We start from the raw sequence: 17,315 nt of genomic DNA on the forward strand, positions 1-17,315 counted from the left end.
CTTCCCCGTCAAAGGCTGCGCAGATAGGCCACGATGGCCTTCATGTCGGACTCGTCGATCAGCGTGTCGTAAGGCGGCATGACGTGGGGCGGGTAGCCCGCCACGATCTTGGCGTCCGGCTGGCGGATGGATTCGGCCAGGTAGGCGTCGTCGGCCGTCGCGGTGCCGCCATCGGCCAGTGCGACCCGGGATCCCGCCAGTCCACCCCAGCCAGGCCCGACCAGGCGCTTGTGGTCGGTCGCGTGGCAGGCGACGCATCCCAGTTCGTTGACCAGTTGCCGGCCTCTTGCGACCAGGTCCGCCGCGGCGTCCGCCGTCGCCGCCGTCCGCGGGAGCGATGCCGCGCCGCCGGCGGCCGGCGCGGCGCTCTCCACGACGGCCGCCGGCAGGCGCCGGCCTTCGCGAGGCTTGGGCGGCCAGCCTTCGGTATCCAGGGCGGACGTGTATTTCAGGAAGGCGATCAGTTGGGTGATTTCCGAGGCCTGCAGCGGCAGATTGGGCATCAGGCTGCGCTGGCCTCCGCGCTGCCGGACCCGTTCCTCCGCTCCCGGATAGCGCTTCAGATAGTCTTGCGTGTCCTGGGCTCCGGCTTCTTTCCGGACCGTGGCGCTTTGCAGCTGCGCCTGTATTGCGGCCGCCGTGGGCCAGCCGCCGGCCGAGGGCAGGAAGGCCGCCAGCCAGGCGGGGCCCGCCTCGGCGTAGATGCGGGTCAGGTCGGGGCCGAAATAGGCGCCGTTGCCGACGACGGTGTGGCATCCCATGCAGTTGTAGGCCTGGAAGACGCGCTTGCCTTGGACCGCATCAGCCTCGCCGTACCGTGTCGTGGAGGGGATCGCCTGCGAGCGCGACGGGAGAAAGGACCACGCCGACAGGGCCAGGAAAATCGCCAGCATCAGGGCCAGGATGGCCAGCGCGATGCGGCGCTTGGCGGTTTCCCGGCAATCCGTTCCGTTCAGGCAGCTCATGATTCGTTCTCCGGGGACGAGGGCGCGGCATTGCGGCCCTGGGCGTCGTGCAGGAACAGGGTGCGCAGGCTGCCCAGGAAAACATAGAAGACGTAGACAGCCAGCACGAAGCCCAGGCCGAAATAGAGCCGCCACATGCCTGGGGATTCGGCCCAGTAGCTGTAACCGCGCCAGTACGGCCAGGACAGCAGTACGCTGACCAAGGCGGCGATGGCGGACAAGACCAGATCAATCACGCGCTGCGCCATGGTGTCCTCCCTTGCAGGCTGAATGGCGAATCCAGTCTAGGACGGCAATCGGCGCGCGGCGGAGGTGCCCTCACTGCGGGGAAGGAGATAGGATGTTGTCAGTTGGACGTTGATCGCAACATTTGTCGAATCTTCATGCTGCGGCGCGATATGCGATACGGCGAAAACCGGCGTGGAACGGGCAGGATGCCGATAGGCATCCTGCCCCTGGCTGCCAGGAAAGGCGGCGAGAAGCATTGATGCGCATCAAATCCATGATGAAACGGGGATTTTCCATCAGGAGCCCTGGATTTTCGTCGGGGCGCCGGAACCTGGCGCCCCGGACGGCGATCTCACTCAATGTTCTGCGCCTGTTCGCGCATCTGCTCGATCAGCAGCTTGAGGTCGATGGCCGCCTGGGTGACGGTCAGCGCCGCCGCCTTGGACCCCAGGGTATTGGCTTCGCGGTTCATTTCCTGGAACAGGAAATCCAGCCGCTTGCCGCTGCCGCGCCGGGCCGACGGGTGCTCGCCGCGCAGGATGTCGCGCAGTTCCTGCAGATGGGATCGCAGGCGGGTCAGTTCCTCGGCCACGTCCACGCGCAGCCCGAACAGGCTGGCTTCCTGGGCGATGCGGGCGGTCAGTTCGGCGCCGCTGATGGCGGAGAAGCCTTCCGGGCTGGCGGCCAGCAGGGCTTCGCGCAGCCGCTGGGCGATGCGGTCCTGGTGCTGGCGCACCAGTTCGGGCAGCACGGCCTCGACCTGATCGACGATGCCGACGACGTCATCGGCCATCTGCAGCATGGCCTGGGCCAGGCGGGCGCCTTCGCGTTCGCGCGCGGACTGGAATTCCTGCAGGGCCTGGGCGCAGGCCTGCTCGCACAAGGGCAGCCAGACGTCCGCATCTAGCCCGCTGCGGGCCAGGCCTTCGCGCGGCAGTTCGGCCAGCGTGGGCGCGGGCAGGTCCGGAATGCGGCGGCGGGCCCAGGCCAGTTGCTCGGCCAGCGCCTGGACGGCCGCCTCGTCGAAGGGACGCGGCGTGTTCTGATCCGCCAGGCCGTAGCTGATCTTGACCTCGACCTTGCCGCGCAGCGCGTGGCGGCCGACCAGATCCCGGACCGTGCCTTCGGCGAAGCGCAGGTCCTCGGGGATGCGCAGGTTCAGATCCAGGAAGCGGTTGTTGACGCTGCGCACCTCAACGGCCAGGGCTCCCTGCGCGGCTTCCAGGCGGCTTGCGCCATAGGCGGTCATGCTACGGATCATCGGGGGTCTCGGGATTCTCTACAATAAGGGCGTCATTGTAGTCTGCTCCTCTGTCTGGAATCTCATTCATGTCCGAATCCTCCTTGTCCGCCGCGGCCGTCCGGCCGTCCGGGCGCGCCGCCGATGCGCTGCGCCCCGTCCAACTGCTGACCGGCTATACGCGCCACGCCGAAGGGTCCGTGCTGGCCTGCATGGGCGACACCCGCGTCCTGTGCACGGCCAGCGTGCTGGACAAGGTGCCGCCGTTCCTGAAGGGCAGGGGGCAGGGCTGGGTGACGGCGGAATACGGCATGCTGCCGCGCGCCACGCATACCCGGGGCGACCGTGAAGCCGCCCGGGGCAAGCAAAGCGGCCGCACCCAGGAAATCCAGCGCCTGATCGGCCGCAGCCTGCGGGCGGTCTTCGATCTGGGCGCCCTGGGCGAACGCACGCTGCAGCTGGACTGCGACGTGCTGCAGGCCGATGGCGGCACGCGCTGCGCCAGCATCACCGGCGCCTGGGTGGCGGCGGCCCTGGCCGTGCGCGGCCTGCAGGCCCGGGGACTGCTGGCGGTCGATCCCTTGCGCGGCCAGGTGGCCGCCGTTTCCGTGGGGCTGGTCGGCGGCGCGGCCGTCCTGGATCTGGACTATGCGGAAGACTCGGGCTGCGATACCGACATGAACGTCGTCATGACCGATGCGGGGGACTTCGTCGAGGTCCAGGGCACGGGCGAGGGCGGCAGCTTCCGGCGCCGGCAGCTCGACACCCTGCTGGACCTGGCCGACGTCGGCATCCGCCAGCTGATCCGGGCCCAGGCCGACGCCCTGGAGGCCGCCCGATGACCCAGGTCGTGCTCGCCTCCAACAATCCCGGCAAACTCAAGGAATTCTCGGCCAGTCTGGCGGCGGCGGGCATCGAGATGGTGCCCCAGGGAGCCCTGGGCGTGCCCGAGGCCGAAGAGCCCTTCGGCACCTTCGTCGAAAATGCCCTGACCAAGGCGCGGCATGCCAGCCGGGTCACGGGCCTGCCCGCCCTGGCCGACGATTCCGGACTGTGCGTGCGCGCCCTGGGCGGCGCCCCCGGCGTGCATTCCGCCCGCTACGCCGCGACCGCCGACGGCGCGCGCTCGGATGCGGCCAACAATGCCCGGCTGGTGGCCGACATGGCGGGCAGGGAGGACCGGCGCGGCTGCTACGTGGCGGTCCTGGTCTACATCCGCAGCGCCGACGATCCGCGCCCCATCGTGGTCGAGGGCACCTGGGACGGCGAAGTCCTGGCGCAGCCCCGGGGCGCCAACGGCTTCGGCTACGATCCCTATTTCTACCTGCCGGACCTGGGCATGACCGCTGCCGAACTGCCGCTGGAACAGAAGAACCAGCTCAGCCACCGGGCGCGCGCCCTGCGCCAGCTGCTGCAGGCCCTGCGCAGCGAATACGCCGGTCCGCGGCAATCCTGAAGGCTCCGCCATGAAAAAGCTGGTGCGCGTTCCTCAGGCCGAACCGGAAAGCGACGGCCGCCCCGCGGTCCGGGGCAAGCCGGGGCTGGCGGCCCTGCCGCCGCTGTCCGTCTACGTGCACGTGCCCTGGTGCGTGCACAAATGCCCGTACTGCGATTTCAATTCGCACGAACGCTCGGGCGAGGTCCCGGAACAGGCCTATCTGCAGGCGCTGCAAGCCGACCTGGAACAGGCCCTGCCCGACGTCTGGGGGCGCCCGGTGTCCACCGTGTTCTTTGGCGGCGGCACGCCCAGCCTGCTGTCGGCCGACGCCATCGATCAGATCATCAGCCTGCTGCGCGCGACGCTCAGCCTGGCGCCGGATGCGGAAATCACCCTGGAGGCCAACCCCGGCACCGCCGAGGCCGCCCGCTTCCAGGGGTACGCTCAAGCCGGCGTCAACCGGATTTCGCTGGGCATCCAGAGCTTCGACGACGACAAGCTCAAGCGCCTGGGCCGCATCCATGACGCCGCCCAGGCCCGGGCGGCCATCGGCATGGCCCAGCGGGCCGTGGACCACGTGAACCTGGACCTGATGTTCGCGCTGCCGCAGCAGACCCTGGCACAGTGCGAGCAGGACGTGCGCGAGGCCCTGGCCTTCCAGACCGGGCACCTGTCGCTGTACCACCTGACGCTGGAACCCAACACGGTGTTCGCCAAGTATCCGCCGCGCCTGCCCGACGACGAACAGAGCGCGGTCATGCAGGATCGCGTGGCGGAACTGGCGCAGTCCGCCGGATTCGAGCGCTACGAAGTATCCGCCTACGCCCGGCCCGGCCAGGCCTGCCTGCACAATCTGAACTACTGGCAGTTCGGCGACTACCTGGGCATCGGCCCCGGGGCGCATTCCAAGATCTCCTTCCAGAACCGCATCATCCGCCAGGCGCGCGCCAAGATGCCCGACGCCTGGATGCGGCTTGCCCAGGAACGCGCCGGCAAGCACGTCGTCGAGGAACGGGAACTGAGCCATGCCGATCTGGGCTTCGAGTTCATGCTGAACGCCCTGCGCCTCAGGCAGGGCGTCGAAGGCGGCCTGTTCATCGAACGCACCGGCCTGTCGCTCATGTCCATCCTGCCGGCCATGCGCCGCGCCGTGGATCGCGGCCTGCTGATGCCCGGTCTGGAACGGGTGCAGGCGACGCCTCAGGGCTGGCGCTTCCTGAACGACCTGCAAATGGAATTTTTGCCCTGATCTGGTGCGTCCTGCTCTAAAATATGCACCGATCTGGTGCATTGTGACGGGCAATGGTGCGAACGACGCATCCAATCGCTGCGTGATGCAGTCATCCGCGCCGGACCAGAAACCTGGCACGGCATTTGCTTAAACCATATCGGCGGCGCGAACGCCGCCCATGACAAAGCCTCAGGCTTGATTTTCTTCTTATCCCTTTTGGCGCAGGAGCCTGTATGTCCACCCCTGAACACGTCGTCCAGATGATTGCCGAACGCGAAGTCGCGTTCGTGGATTTCCGCTTTACCGACACCCTGGGTCGGGAACACCACCTGACGGTTCCCGCCAGCCAGGTCGATGAAGACCGCATGGAATCGGGCGTGGCCTTCGACGGTTCCTCGCTGCCCGGCTGGAAGGGCATCGAGGCCTCGGACATGATCCTGGTTCCGGACGCCGCCACGGCGCGGATGGATCCCTTCCGCGAAGAAACGACGCTGATCCTGACCTGCGACGTGGTCGAGCCGTCCGACCTGAAAGGCTATGACCGCGATCCGCGTTCCCTGGCGCGCCGCGCCGAAGCCTACCTGAAGTCCAGCGGCCTGGGCGACACCGCGTATTTCGGCCCGGAACCCGAATTCTTCGTGTTCGACGGCGTCAGCTGGAATTCGGACATGGCCGGCAGCTTCGTCAAGATCAGCTCGAACGAAGGCGCCTGGTCCAATGCGGACGACGCCAACGGCACCAACCAGGGCTACCGTCCCGCCGTCAAGGGCGGCTACGTGCCGGTGCCGCCGATCGACTCCTTCGCCGACATGCGTTCCGAGATGTGCCTGCTGATGGAACAGATGGGCGTGCCCGTCGAAGTGCACCACCACGAAGTGGCCAATTGCGGCCAGCTGGAAATCGGGACGCGCTTTTCCACGCTGGTGCAGCGCGCCGACTGGACGCAGATCATGAAGTACGTGATCCGCAACGTTGCCCACGTCTACGGCAAGACCGCCACCTTCATGCCCAAGCCCGTCGTCGGCGACAACGGTTCGGGCATGCACGTCCACCAGTCGATCTGGAAGGATGGCCAGAACCTGTTCGCTGGCAACGGCTACGGCGGCCTTTCCGAATTCGCCCTGTACTACATCGGCGGCATCATCCACCACGCCCGCGCCCTGAACGCCATCACCAATCCGGGCACGAATTCCTACAAGCGCCTGGTGCCTCACTATGAAGCTCCGGTGAAGCTGGCGTATTCCGCCCGCAACCGCTCGGCGTCGATCCGCATCCCCTACGTCAGCAATCCCAAGGCCCGCCGGGTCGAATCCCGCTTCCCCGACCCCCTGGCCAACCCCTACCTGGCGTTCTCGGCGCTGATGATGGCGGGCCTGGACGGCGTGCAGAACAAGATCCACCCGGGCGACCCGGCCGACAAGAACCTGTACGACCTGCCGCCGGAAGAAGACGCCAAGATCCCCACCGTCTGTTCTTCGCTGGAACAGGCCCTGGAAGCCCTGGACCGCGACCGCGAATTCCTGACGCGCGGCGGCGTGTTCAGCAACGATCTGCTGGACGCCTATCTGAACCTGAAGGAAAACGAACTCAATCGCCTGCGCGTGACGCCGCATCCGGTCGAATTCGACATGTACTACACCCTGTAAGGGGTTCTGGCGATGGATCCGGCCGGCTTCGAACTGCTGCAGACCGCGGTCCTGCTGCTCGACGAATCCGGCCGGATCGCCTATGCCAACAGCGCGGCCGAAGAACTGCTGGGATCGTCCCGGCGGCAACTCGTCGGCCAGGCGCTGGATCCTTATCTCGGCGGCCTGGACAGCGTGCTCAAGACGCCGCTGTCCGGGCAGCCCTGGGCCTGCCTGGTCGAGATCCCCGTGCACCAGGCGGCCCGCCTGGACGACCAGGAACAGGCGCTGGCCGACCAGGCGGCGCAGCGCGAAACCCTGCGCAACCTGGCCCACGAAGTCCGCAACCCGCTGGCCGGCCTGCGGGCCGCCGCTCAACTGCTGGACATGGAACTGCCGCGCGACGATCTGCGCGATTACACCCGGGTCATCATCGAGGAAGCCGATCGTCTGGCGGACCTGGTCGCCCGGCTGGTATCGCCCCAGCGGCAGGAGATCGAACCGCAGCGCTTCAACGTGCACGAGATCTGCGAACGGGCGCTGGCCCTGGCGGCGCTGGAATTCGGCGACCGGCTGGCCCTGGTGCGCGACTACGACACCTCGGTGCCCGACATGGTCGCCGACCGGGACCGCCTGCTGCAGGCCCTGCTGAACGTGGTGCGCAATGCGGCGCAGGCCCTGACCGAGACGCCGGGCATCGCTTCGCCCACCTTGAAGTTGCGCACGCGCATCGTCCATCAGCCGGTGTTCCTGCGAACCCGGCGCCGCATGGGGCTGATGATCGCGGTGGCGGACAACGGCCCGGGGGTGCCCGCGGCCCTCAGGGACAAACTCTTTCATCCCCTGGTCACGGGGCGCGCCCAGGGCACGGGCCTGGGCCTGAACCTGGCCCAGGCGTGCCTGCACCTGCACGGCGGCGTGCTGGAATTCGATTCTGAACCAGGCCGCACGGAATTCCGCCTGCTGCTGCCCCTGGAGACGGCATGAAACCCATCTGGATCCTGGACGACGAACCCGGCATGCGCTGGGTGCTGGAACGCGCCCTGGACAAGGCCGGCTGGGCCGTCCGGTGTTTCGCCGACGGCGCGGCCCTGCTGGCGGCCCTGGGCGAACTGAACGGCGCCGACGATCCGCGCACCCCGGCGGTGCTGATGTCCGACGTGCGCATGCCCGGAGTGGACGGCTTCGGCGTCCTGGCGCAGGTCCGCGCGGAACTGCCGGAGCTGCCCGTCATCCTGATGACGGCCTATACCGACCTGGAAACCACCGTGGCCGCCTTTTCCCGGGGCGCCTTCGATTACCTGACCAAGCCCTTCGACATCCAGGCCGCCGTGGCGCTGGTCGATCGCGCGGCCCGGTCCGCTCAGGCGCCCTCCGGCGCCGCCGCGCCGCCGTCGCAGGACGGACAGCCCGCCGCCGCGCCGGCTGCGGCGAACGCCGCCCGGGAAGAAGAGGGCGCCATGCTGCCGTCCCGTTCGCCGGCCATGCAGGAGGTCTTTCGCGCCATCGGCCGCCTGGCCCAGTCCAGCGCCACCGTGCTCATCACCGGCGAATCCGGCACGGGCAAGGAACTGGTGGCGCGCGCGCTGCATCAGCACAGCCGCCGGGCGGCCGGACCCTTCGTGGCCGTCAACGCCGCCGCCATCCCTCGAGATCTGCTGGAAGCCGAACTGTTCGGCCACGAGCGCGGCGCCTTCACCGGCGCCGTGCAGATGCGCCGGGGACGCTTCGAAGAGGCCGATGGCGGCACGCTGTTCCTGGACGAGATCGGCGACATGCCGGCAGAACTGCAGACGCGGCTGCTGCGCGTGCTGGCCGAAAACAGCTTCTATCGGGTGGGCGGCAGCCGCGCCGTGCAGGTCGACGTGCGGATCGTGGCGGCGACCCACCAGCCCCTGGAAGACCGGGTGCAGGCCGGCCTGTTCCGCGCCGACCTGTTTCACCGGCTCAACGTGATCCGCCTGCGCCTGCCGCCCCTGCGGGCGAGACGCGAGGACATCGAGCGCCTGGCCCATCACTTCCTGGCCCGCAGCGCCGCGCAGCTGGGCGTGCCCGTCCGTTCTCTGGGGCCCGACGCCCTGCTGGCTCTGGAACGATTCGATTACCCCGGCAACATCCGCCAGCTGGAGAACATCTGCCAATGGCTGACGGTCATGACCGCCAGCCCTCAGGTGCAGGCGCAGGATCTGCCCCCCGAGATTCTGGCGGCCGGCGGCGCCGCGCCCGCGCCGGCTGCTGCTTTGTCGGCCAGTGCGGGCTCGCCGCCAGCCGATTGGCGCGCGGCGCTGGCCGGAGAGGTCCTGCGCCGCCTGCAGGAGCGCGATCCCGACCTGATGGAGTCCCTGCGCAAGGACTTCGAGCGCGTGCTGTTGAGCCAGGCGCTGTCGCAGGCCGGCGGCCAGCGGGGACGGGCCGCGCTGATGCTGGGCATCGGCCGCAACACCCTGACGCGCAAGTGCCAGGAACTGGGCCTGGACGATCCCCAGGCGAAGGCGCCCGGGGCCTAGGCGGTCAGGCGGCGGCGGGCGCGCCGCGCAGACAGGCCTGGGTGCGCTGGGCCAGCAGGGCCTCGCGGCGCACGAAGGTGGCGATCTCGGGCGTCGCCGGGTGATGGTATGTTTCGTAGGGCGTCGCCCACTGGGCGAGCCGGCCGTCCTGCAGGATGCCGATCCTGTCGGCCACGGCGAAGGCCTCGGCCTGATTGTGCGTCACCACCAGGGCGGTATGGCCGGAGGCCTTGAGCAGATCCCGCAGTTCGAACGCCAGCCGTTCGCGCGCATCGACGTCCAGATTCGAGAAAGGCTCGTCCAGCAGCAGCAGGGCGGGCTCGGGCGCCAGCGCCCGGGCCAGGGCGACGCGCTGCTGCTGGCCGCCGGACAGTTCATGGGGATAGCGCTCGTCCAGGCCGCTCATGCCGACCAGGGCCAGCATCTCGCGCACGCGCTGCCGGCGCCCGGCGGGCGGCTCGCGGCGCAGGCCGAAGCCCACGTTGGCGGCGATGCTCAGGTGAGGGAACAGCGCGTAGTCCTGGAACATCATGCCCACGCGCCGGTGTTCGGGGGCGACGCGGGTGTCCCGGTCGGACAGCAGGCGGCCGTCCAGGCGGATGGCGCCGCGATCCAGCGGCTCGAAACCCGCGATGGCCCGCAGCACGCTGGTCTTGCCGCAGCCCGAAGCGCCCAGCAGGCAGGCGATCTGGCCGGTCTCCAGGGACAGATCCAGGTCCCGCAGGACGGTGTTCCGGCCGCGATCGGCGGCGTAGCTCAGGGAAATATGATCGAGTTCCAGCATGTCGTGGGAGTCTCAGGGAGTCGGGCGGTCCAGCAGCCGGGCCAGGATGAGCACGGGAATCAGGCCGGCGGCGACGATGCCCAGGGCGGCGATCGCCCCTTCTTCGTAGGTGCCGCGCGCCGCTTCGCCGTACAGCCACGTGGCCAGCGTGTCGAAATTCAGGGGCCGCAGCAGCAGGGTGGCGGGCAGTTCCTTCATCGCATCGACGAAGACCAGCAGCGCCGAGGCGATCAGGGCCGGGCGCAGCAATGGCAGGTGGACACGCCGCAGCGTGCCGTGGACGTTCTCGCCCAGCAGTCGGGCGGCCTGCTCGAACGATGCTGGAATCCGCTCCAGCCCGGACTCCAGCGTTCCCACCGGAATGGTCAGGAAACGGATGACGTAGGCCAGCGCCAGCGCGGCCGGGGTGCCCAGCAGGATCAGGCCGGCGGGATCCAGGCCGACCGCGGCGCGCAGCCAGGCCAGACCGCGTTCGGCCGCCATGACGGGAAACAGCAGGCCGATGGCCAGCACGGTGCCGGGCAGGGCGTAGCCCAGAGTCGCCAGCCGGGGCGCGGCCCGCAGCCACGCCGGCACGCGATGCATGATGCGGCGGCTCCAGACCACGGCCAGGCCGATGGCGAGCGCGGCGGCGGTGGCGGCGGCGGATACGCCCAGCGTCTGCCAGGCGGCGCGCAGCAGGGCGGGCGAGGGCCAGGATCCGGCGCCCAGGCGCTCGAGCGTCAGCGCCAGCAGATAGCCGGCCGGCGCGACGAAGCCGATCAGGATCGGCGCCAGGCACAGCGCGGTCGCCAGCCACCCGGCCGCGCCGTGAAGCCGGCGGGGACTGATGGAAGCGCCGCGCCGGCCGCCGGTGTAGCGCAGCCGCCGACGCCCGTGGCGTTCGATGGCGATCAGCGCGGTCACCAGCGCCAGGGCCACCAGGGCGATCTGCGCGGCGCCCGCCAGATCGGAGCGGGTGACCCAGGTGGTGTAGATGGCCACCGTCAGCGTCTGGACCCCCAGGAATTCGGAGGCGCCGATGTCGTTCAGGGTTTCCAGCAGGACCAGGCACAGGCCGACGGCGATGGCCGGCCTCGCCATCGGCAGGGCCACGCGCCGGAACGCCGACCAGGGGCCATGGCCGAGCAGCCGCGCGGCCTCCATCAGATGGGCCGCCTGATTGGCGAACATGCTGCGCGTCGTCAGGTAGACATAGGGATACAGCACGAAGGCCAGCAGGACGATGGCGCCGGGCAGGCCGCGCACGTCCGGCAGACGGAATTCGCGCGGGCTCGAATAGCCCAGCAGGGCGCGGACGGTTTCCTGGACGGGACCGATCGGATGCAGGATGTCCAGGTAGGCGTAGGCGACGATGTAGGTCGGCACGGCCAGCGGCAGCAGCAGCCCCCAGGACAGGATGGCGCGTCCCGGAAAATCATGGGCCGTCACCAGCCATGCCGCCCCTACGCCCAGCGCGGCGGCCAGCAGGCCCACGCCGGCCAGCAGCAGCAGGGTCTGGCCCAGCACGCCCGGCAGCACGAACTGCAGCAGATGGGTCCAGTGGGCGCCGGCGCCCTGGGCCGCCTGGCCGACCAGCGCCAGGATCGGCGCCAGAACGGCCAGCGCGGCGGCCAGCATGCCGGCATGCCACGGCCAGGCCCGGAAGTCCGGCGCCGCCATGGCAGCGCCTTACTGGCTCAGGCCGGCGCGATCAACCAGTTCGCTGGCCTGCTTGCGGTTGCGGGCGATTTCGGTCAGCGGCAGGGAATCGATTTGCAGCGGGCCGAAGCTCTCGACCGTCGGATCCAGCTTCACGCCGGCCTTGACCGGGTACTCGTAATTCGCCTGCGCATAGAGGCTCTGAGCCTTGTCCGACACCAGGTATTCCAGCAGCTGGACGGCTTCGGCGCGATGCGGCGCATGGCGGGCCACCGAAGCGCCGGAGATGTTGACGTGGGTGCCCTGGGTGCCCTTGAAGGTCGGGCGGATGACGCGGATCGCGTCGCCCCAGCGACGCGCGTCGGTGTCCGGGGCGGCATTCTTCATATGGCCGGCGTAGTAGGCGTTGGCGATGCCCACGTCGCAGATCCCGCCCAGGATGTCGCGCGCCACGTCCCGGTCGCCGCCGGTCGCGGCGCGCCCCAGATTGGCTTTCACGCCCCGCAGCCACTGTTCGGTCGCCTCGGCGCCGTCGTGGGCGATCATGGCGGCGATCAGCGCGGTGTTGTAGGGATGCTGGCCGGAACGGATGCAGACCTTGCCCTTCCAGCGGGGATCGGCCAGGTCTTCGTAGTTCAGGGCCTTGATGTCCAGGTCCTTGGCGACATAGGCGACCCGGTCGCGCAGCGACAGCGTGAACCACTGGCCGTCGGCGCCCCGCAGATTGGCGGGAATGGCGGCTTCCAGCGGCTCGGACCGGACCGCCTGGGTGACGCCGCCGTCCACCAGATCCAGCAGATTGCCGATATCCACGGTCATGAGCACGTCGGCGGGCGACTGGGCGCCTTCGGTGCGCACCCGTTCCAGCAGGCCGTCCTTGATGAAGACCGTATTGACCTTGATGCCCGTGTCCTTGGAAAAGGCGGCGAGCAGCGGTTCGACCAGCTTGGGTTCGCGCGTGGTGTAGAGATTGACCTCGGCGGCCATGGCGGCGCCGCCTGCCAGCAGGGGAAGGGCGGCGGCCCACAGGGTCAGTCGGCGGGCAAAGGAAAACGGGCTGAAACGAGGCTGCATGATCGCGGGGTTCCGTAAAAAAGACGACCTGGTCATCAATGAATGATAATGATTATCATAATTAGCGCGGAAGTTAGCATGCCGCCCGGCTTAAAGCAAGCGGGGCGCGCTACAATGAGGCCCGAGAGCGCGCGAGCGCCCGCCGTTGACGCATGTTCTTGCGCCAGATCAAGAAAACCCTTGAACCCGCCGGGCCTATCTTTGCTTTCCAGGACCCGCGCCGTACCATTCCTTTATCGCCCTTTCCCGATTTCCAATCGACCTTCGTCATGGCCGCCTTCATTTCCGAGCAAGTCCTCAGCGTGCATCACTGGAACGACACGCTGTTTTCCTTCAAGACCACGCGTGACCCCGGCCTGCGCTTCCACAATGGCCATTTCGTCATGATCGGTCTGGAAGTGGAAGGCAAGCCCCTGATGCGCGCCTACAGCATCGCCAGCGCCAACCACGAAGAGAACCTGGAATTCTTCAGCATCAAGGTGCCCAACGGTCCGCTGACGTCCCGCCTGCAGCATCTGCAGCCGGGCGACGCGGTGCTGGTCAGCAAGAAGCCGGTCGGCACCCTGGTCGTCGACGACCTGAAGCCGGGCCGCCACCTGTACCTGTTCGCCACGGGCACGGGTCTGGCGCCCTTCATGAGCATCATCAAGGACCCTGACGTCTACGACCGCTTCGAGAAGGTCATCCTGATGCACGGGGTGCGCTTCATCAGCGAACTGGCCTATGCCGATTACATCACCCGCGAACTGCCCCAGGATGAATTCCTGGGCGAACTGGTGCGCGACAAGCTGATCTATTACCCGACCGTCACGCGCGAGCCCTTCGTCCATCAGGGGCGCCTGACGACGCTGGTGGAAACCGGCCGGATCTTCCAGGACATCGGCCTGCCGCCCCTGGACCCGGCCCGCGACCGCGCCATGATCTGCGGCAGCCCGGCCATGCTGACGGACATCCGCGCCATGCTGGATACCCGGGGCTTCGTGGTGTCCCCGGGGGTGGGCGAGCCGGGCGATTACGTCTTCGAGCGCGCCTTCGCCGAAAAATGATCCGCCTTTTATTTTTTGCTATTGATCGGTAAACTCTGATAGTTATGAAACCTATTCAGGGAAGTCCATCATGAGCAAGGAAATCGTTCACTCCGACTCGGCTCCGGCCGCCGTGGGCCCTTATTCCCAGGCTGTGGCCACGACCTCGAACCGGCTGGTCTTCCTGTCGGGGCAGATCGGCCTGGAGCCCGGCACGGGCGAACTGGTGTCGGAGAACTTCGAAGGCCAGGTGCGTCAATCCTTCGCCAACATGCAGGCCGTGATCCAGGCGGCCGGCGGCTCTCTGGACAACATCGTCAAGCTGACGCTGTTCCTGACGGACCTCAGCAAGTTCGCCAGCGCCAACGCCATCATGGCGGAAATCATCCCCCAGCCTTATCCGGCCCGCTCCACCATCGGCGTCGCGAGCCTGCCCAAGGGCGCCCAATTCGAGGTCGAAGCCGTCCTGGCGCTCTGATTGCGCGGCATCCGATGGCCCCACGACCCTCGGCGGGCGCCGCCCGGGCTCCCGGACGCCCGGGCAAGCCGGCCGCCGGCACCCAGCAGGCGCGCCTGTTCGAGCGCCTGGGCTTGCGTACGCCGGCGGATTTCATCGTGCATCTGCCCTTGCGCTATGAAGACGAGACCCGCGTCACCCCGGTGGCGCAGGCCCGACCGGGGGTGCACGCCCTGTTCGAAGGCGACATTCTCGACAGCGACATCCGGATGCGGCCGCGCCGCGAACTGCAGGCCACGCTGTCGGACGACACCGGACGGATGCAGCTGCGCTGGCTGCATGTCTATCCCGGCCAGCAGGCGCGCCTGAAACCGGGGCGCCGCGTGCGCATCCGCGGGGAAGTGCGCATGGGCTATCAGGGCCTGGAAATGGTCCATCCCCTGATCTCCGAGCCGGGCACGCCGCTGCCCGACACCCTGACGCCGGTCTATCCCACGACCCAGGGCCTGTCGCAGGCCAGCCTGCGCAAGGCCATCGCCCAGGCCCTCGACCGGGCCGACCTGCGCGACACGCTGCCCGACGCGGTGCGCCAGGCCTACGGCCTGGCGGATTTCGAGGCCTCGCTGCGGCTGCTGCACCATCCGGGCCCGGACATTTCCCTGGCCTCGCTGGCCGAACACGAACACCCGGCCTGGCGGCGCATCAAGTTCGACGAACTGCTGGCCCAGCAGCTGGCCCTGGCCGACGCCCGGGCCAGCCGCCGCGCGCAGCACAGCCTGCCTCTGCAAGGAGACGGGCAGCTGGGCCGGCGGCTGCTGGCCGCCTTGCCCTTCAGCCCCACCGCCGCTCAGGATCGCGCCATGGCGGACATCCAGGCCGATCTGCGCTGCGCCCATCCCATGCACCGCCTGCTGCAGGGCGACGTGGGCAGCGGCAAGACCCTGGTCGCGGCCTGGGCCGCCGCCCAGGCGATCGACGCGGGAGCCCAGGTGGCCGTCATGGCGCCGACGGAAATCCTGGCGGAACAGCTCTGGCGCAAGTTTTCCGAATGGTTCGAGCCCCTGGGCGTGTCGATCAGCTGGCTGACTGGGGCCTTGCCCGCCGCGCGGCGCCGCCAGGCGCTGCAGGATATCGCGTCGGGCCAGGCGCGGCTGGCCGTGGGCACCCAGGCGTTGATCCAGGACAAGGTCCGGTTCCAGGCGCTGGGACTGGTGATCAGCGACGAACAGCACCGCTTCGGCGTCGGCCAGCGGCTGGCCCTGAGCCGCAAGGGAGACCAGGCGACGCACGTCCCTCACCAGCTCAGCATGAGCGCCACGCCGATCCCGCGCACGCTGGCCATGGCTTTTTTCGCCGACATGGACGTCTCCGTGCTGGACGAACTGCCGCCGGGGCGCACGCCTGTGCGCACCCGCCTGTTCGCCGACCAGCGGCGCGACGAATTGCTGATGCACGTGGCCGCCGCCGTGCGCGAAGGGCAGCAGGCCTACTGGGTCTGCCCGCTGGTCGAGGAAAGCGAGGCCCTGCAGCTGCAGACGGCCGTCGACACCTGGGAGCACCTGCGGGCCGAATTGCCGGATCTGCGCATCGGCCTGATGCACGGACGGCTGGCCGCCCAGGAAAAGGCCGACACCATGGCGGCCTTCCGCCGCAACGAACTGGACCTGCTGGTCAGCACCACCGTCATCGAAGTCGGGGTGGACGTTCCCAACGCCAGCCTGATGATCATCGAGCATGCCGAACGCTTCGGCCTGGCGCAGCTGCACCAGTTGCGCGGCCGGGTGGGGCGCGGCGCCCGGGAATCCACTTGCGTGCTGCTGTACCAGCCGCCGCTCTCGGCGCTGGCCCGCGAGCGCCTGCGGGCCCTGTATGAAACCACGGATGGTTTCGAGATCGCGCAGCGGGACCTGGCCCAGCGCGGGCCGGGCGAATTGCTGGGCGTGCGCCAGTCCGGGCAGGCGCTGCTGCGCTTCGCGGACCTGAACGCGGACGAAGACCTGCTGGAACAGGCGCGCGCGGCGGCCGCCTGGCTGTCCGCGGACTTCCCGGACCATGCGCAGGCGCATCAGCAGCGCTGGATGGCGGGCGCCATCCAGTATCTGCGAAGTTAGACCAAGAATATCAAGGGGATCTGATGACTCTGACCGAACTGAAGTACATCGTCGCGGTGGCGCGGGAGCGCCATTTCGGCCGGGCCGCCGAAGCCTGCTTCGTCAGCCAGCCCACGCTGTCCGTGGCGATCCGCAAGCTGGAAGAAGAGCTGGGCGTGGTGCTGTTCGAGCGCGGCGGCGCCGAGGTCGGCATCACGCCCATCGGCCTGCGGGTGGTGGCGCAGGCGCAGAAGGTCCTGGAAGAGGGCGCCAATCTGCGCGAAATCGCCCGCCAGGGCCATGATCCCCTGGAAGGGCCGCTGCGGGTGGGCGTCATCTACACCGTCGGTCCCTACCTGCTGCCGCACCTGGTGCCAGAGCAGATCCGCCGCACGCCGCAGATGCCGCTGCTGCTGCAGGAAAACTATACGACCCGCCTGCTGGAGCTGCTGCGCCAGGGCGAGATCGATTGCGCCATCGTCGCCTTGCCGCTGCCGGAAACGGGCCTGGCGCAATGCGCCTTGTACGACGAACCCTTCTATGTGGCCCTGCCGCACGATCACCCCTGGGCGCACGAAAAAACCATCGCCTCGGAACGCCTGAAAGAGGAGACCATGCTGCTGCTGGGGGCCGGCCATTGCTTTCGCGATCAGGTGCTGGAGGTTTGCCCGGAACTGTCCCGCTATTCGGCGTCCAGCGAAGGCATCCAGCGCACCTTCGAAGGATCGTCGCTGGAAACAATCCGGCACATGGTGGCGGCCGGCATCGGCATCACCGTGATGCCCGCCAGCGCCCTGGGCATGCAGGGGGCCGAAAGCAAGCTGCTGCGCTTCATCCCCTTTGCGCCGCCGGCGCCGGACCGGCGGGTCGTGCTGATCTGGCGCAAAAGTTTTCCCAGGCTGGCGGCCATCGAGGCGCTGGTGCAGGCCGTCCGGGGCTGCGGCATGCCCGGCGTCACGATGCTGGAGGAACCCATCGCCGCCGCCGTGGCCGATTGACGCCGCGCAAGA

The 17,315-nt window shown here is 68.6% G+C and carries 16 protein-coding genes; 10 read left to right on the forward strand and 6 right to left on the reverse strand.

Annotated elements, in window-relative coordinates; translation table 11 throughout:
• Positions 1 to 8: 8 nt before the first annotated feature.
• The 3 genes from Q0263_RS11830 to Q0263_RS11840 all read right to left on the reverse strand — a co-directional run bounded on the left by Q0263_RS11830 (position 9) and on the right by Q0263_RS11840 (position 2,454).
• Positions 9 to 965: a c-type cytochrome gene (locus Q0263_RS11830; protein WP_298016212.1), complete on the reverse strand. Its 957-nt coding sequence runs from the start codon at positions 963 to 965 to the stop codon at positions 9 to 11.
• Positions 962 to 1,213: a hypothetical protein gene (locus Q0263_RS11835; RefSeq protein ID WP_298016213.1), complete on the reverse strand. Its 252-nt coding sequence runs from the start codon at positions 1,211 to 1,213 to the stop codon at positions 962 to 964. The genes Q0263_RS11830 and Q0263_RS11835 overlap by 4 nt, the downstream gene beginning before the upstream one ends.
• Positions 1,214 to 1,545: 332 nt before the next feature.
• The gene (locus Q0263_RS11840) at positions 1,546 to 2,454 is read right to left on the reverse strand and encodes a YicC/YloC family endoribonuclease (RefSeq protein WP_298016215.1); all 909 of its coding nucleotides are present in this window, start codon (positions 2,452 to 2,454) and stop codon (positions 1,546 to 1,548) included.
• Between the two features lie 68 nt (positions 2,455 to 2,522).
• On the opposite strand from Q0263_RS11840, the gene rph reads away from it, so the two are divergent.
• The 6 genes from rph to ntrC all read left to right on the forward strand — a co-directional run bounded on the left by rph (position 2,523) and on the right by ntrC (position 9,234).
• Positions 2,523 to 3,275, forward strand: a complete 753-nt coding sequence (rph, locus tag Q0263_RS11845; RefSeq protein WP_298016217.1) for a ribonuclease PH — start codon at positions 2,523 to 2,525, stop codon at positions 3,273 to 3,275.
• Positions 3,272 to 3,889 (forward strand): RdgB/HAM1 family non-canonical purine NTP pyrophosphatase, encoded by a 618-nt coding sequence (gene rdgB, locus Q0263_RS11850; protein WP_298016219.1) that lies wholly within the window; start codon positions 3,272 to 3,274, stop codon positions 3,887 to 3,889. The genes rph and rdgB overlap by 4 nt, the downstream gene beginning before the upstream one ends.
• 10 nt (positions 3,890 to 3,899) lie before the next feature.
• Positions 3,900 to 5,120: a radical SAM family heme chaperone HemW gene (gene hemW, locus Q0263_RS11855; protein ID WP_298016221.1), complete on the forward strand. Its 1,221-nt coding sequence runs from the start codon at positions 3,900 to 3,902 to the stop codon at positions 5,118 to 5,120.
• Between the two features lie 215 nt (positions 5,121 to 5,335).
• Positions 5,336 to 6,748, forward strand: coding sequence for a type I glutamate--ammonia ligase (gene glnA / locus Q0263_RS11860; RefSeq protein WP_298016223.1), 1,413 nt, complete (start codon positions 5,336 to 5,338; stop codon positions 6,746 to 6,748).
• Between the two features lie 12 nt (positions 6,749 to 6,760).
• Complete coding sequence (gene glnL / locus Q0263_RS11865) at positions 6,761 to 7,714, forward strand: nitrogen regulation protein NR(II) (protein ID WP_298016224.1); 954 nt, start codon at positions 6,761 to 6,763, stop codon at positions 7,712 to 7,714.
• Positions 7,711 to 9,234, forward strand: a complete 1,524-nt coding sequence (gene ntrC / locus Q0263_RS11870) for a nitrogen regulation protein NR(I) (protein ID WP_298016225.1) — start codon at positions 7,711 to 7,713, stop codon at positions 9,232 to 9,234. Before glnL ends, ntrC begins: the two co-directional genes overlap by 4 nt.
• A 4-nt stretch (positions 9,235 to 9,238) precedes the next feature.
• On the opposite strand, the gene Q0263_RS11875 is transcribed toward ntrC, so the two are convergent.
• Genes Q0263_RS11875 through Q0263_RS11885 form a run of 3 tightly spaced genes read right to left on the reverse strand, consistent with a single transcriptional unit; the run spans position 9,239 to position 12,733 of the window.
• Positions 9,239 to 10,018, reverse strand: coding sequence for an ABC transporter ATP-binding protein (locus Q0263_RS11875; RefSeq protein ID WP_298016226.1), 780 nt, complete (start codon positions 10,016 to 10,018; stop codon positions 9,239 to 9,241).
• Positions 10,019 to 10,030: 12 nt separating this feature from the next.
• A complete protein-coding gene (locus Q0263_RS11880) occupies positions 10,031 to 11,680 on the reverse strand; it encodes an iron ABC transporter permease (protein WP_298016228.1) in 1,650 nt (549 codons plus the stop codon).
• 9 nt (positions 11,681 to 11,689) lie between these two features.
• Complete coding sequence (locus Q0263_RS11885) at positions 11,690 to 12,733, reverse strand: Fe(3+) ABC transporter substrate-binding protein (RefSeq protein ID WP_366140709.1); 1,044 nt, start codon at positions 12,731 to 12,733, stop codon at positions 11,690 to 11,692.
• Between the two features lie 269 nt (positions 12,734 to 13,002).
• Here Q0263_RS11885 and Q0263_RS11890 point away from each other — a divergent pair, with 269 nt between their 5' ends.
• From Q0263_RS11890 to Q0263_RS11905, 4 genes are all read left to right on the forward strand, one after another.
• The gene (locus Q0263_RS11890; RefSeq protein WP_298016230.1) at positions 13,003 to 13,779 is read left to right on the forward strand and encodes a ferredoxin--NADP reductase; all 777 of its coding nucleotides are present in this window, start codon (positions 13,003 to 13,005) and stop codon (positions 13,777 to 13,779) included.
• 70 nt (positions 13,780 to 13,849) lie between these two features.
• Positions 13,850 to 14,236, forward strand: a complete 387-nt coding sequence (locus Q0263_RS11895) for a Rid family detoxifying hydrolase (protein WP_298016231.1) — start codon at positions 13,850 to 13,852, stop codon at positions 14,234 to 14,236.
• Between the two features lie 14 nt (positions 14,237 to 14,250).
• Positions 14,251 to 16,326, forward strand: a complete 2,076-nt coding sequence (recG, locus tag Q0263_RS11900) for an ATP-dependent DNA helicase RecG (protein ID WP_298016233.1) — start codon at positions 14,251 to 14,253, stop codon at positions 16,324 to 16,326.
• Positions 16,327 to 16,349: 23 nt separating this feature from the next.
• A complete protein-coding gene (locus Q0263_RS11905) occupies positions 16,350 to 17,303 on the forward strand; it encodes a LysR substrate-binding domain-containing protein (protein ID WP_298016235.1) in 954 nt (317 codons plus the stop codon).
• The last annotated feature ends 12 nt before the right edge of the window (positions 17,304 to 17,315 follow it).

This window comes from uncultured Castellaniella sp., from assembly GCF_937988725.1.
Classification (GTDB): Bacteria; Pseudomonadota; Gammaproteobacteria; order Burkholderiales; family Burkholderiaceae_B; genus Castellaniella.

Bases quoted from the DNA above. Each gene is read 5' to 3' on its own strand.
- rph (WP_298016217.1), top strand. From the start codon at position 2,523: ATGTCCGAATCCTCCTTGTCCGCCGCGGCCGTCCGGCCGTCCGGGCGC.
- Q0263_RS11835 (WP_298016213.1), bottom strand. From the start codon at position 1,213: ATGGCGCAGCGCGTGATTGATCTGGTCTTGTCCGCCATCGCCGCCTTG.
- Q0263_RS11880 (WP_298016228.1), bottom strand. From the start codon at position 11,680: ATGGCGGCGCCGGACTTCCGGGCCTGGCCGTGGCATGCCGGCATGCTG.
- glnL (WP_298016224.1), top strand. From the start codon at position 6,761: ATGGATCCGGCCGGCTTCGAACTGCTGCAGACCGCGGTCCTGCTGCTC.
- Q0263_RS11875 (WP_298016226.1), bottom strand. From the start codon at position 10,018: ATGCTGGAACTCGATCATATTTCCCTGAGCTACGCCGCCGATCGCGGC.
- Q0263_RS11885 (WP_366140709.1), bottom strand. From the start codon at position 12,733: ATGCAGCCTCGTTTCAGCCCGTTTTCCTTTGCCCGCCGACTGACCCTG.
- Q0263_RS11895 (WP_298016231.1), top strand. From the start codon at position 13,850: ATGAGCAAGGAAATCGTTCACTCCGACTCGGCTCCGGCCGCCGTGGGC.
- Q0263_RS11890 (WP_298016230.1), top strand. From the start codon at position 13,003: ATGGCCGCCTTCATTTCCGAGCAAGTCCTCAGCGTGCATCACTGGAAC.
- recG (WP_298016233.1), top strand. From the start codon at position 14,251: ATGGCCCCACGACCCTCGGCGGGCGCCGCCCGGGCTCCCGGACGCCCG.
- ntrC (WP_298016225.1), top strand. From the start codon at position 7,711: ATGAAACCCATCTGGATCCTGGACGACGAACCCGGCATGCGCTGGGTG.
- Q0263_RS11840 (WP_298016215.1), bottom strand. From the start codon at position 2,454: ATGATCCGTAGCATGACCGCCTATGGCGCAAGCCGCCTGGAAGCCGCG.
- glnA (WP_298016223.1), top strand. From the start codon at position 5,336: ATGTCCACCCCTGAACACGTCGTCCAGATGATTGCCGAACGCGAAGTC.
- rdgB (WP_298016219.1), top strand. From the start codon at position 3,272: ATGACCCAGGTCGTGCTCGCCTCCAACAATCCCGGCAAACTCAAGGAA.
- Q0263_RS11905 (WP_298016235.1), top strand. From the start codon at position 16,350: ATGACTCTGACCGAACTGAAGTACATCGTCGCGGTGGCGCGGGAGCGC.
- hemW (WP_298016221.1), top strand. From the start codon at position 3,900: ATGAAAAAGCTGGTGCGCGTTCCTCAGGCCGAACCGGAAAGCGACGGC.
- Q0263_RS11830 (WP_298016212.1), bottom strand. From the start codon at position 965: ATGAGCTGCCTGAACGGAACGGATTGCCGGGAAACCGCCAAGCGCCGC.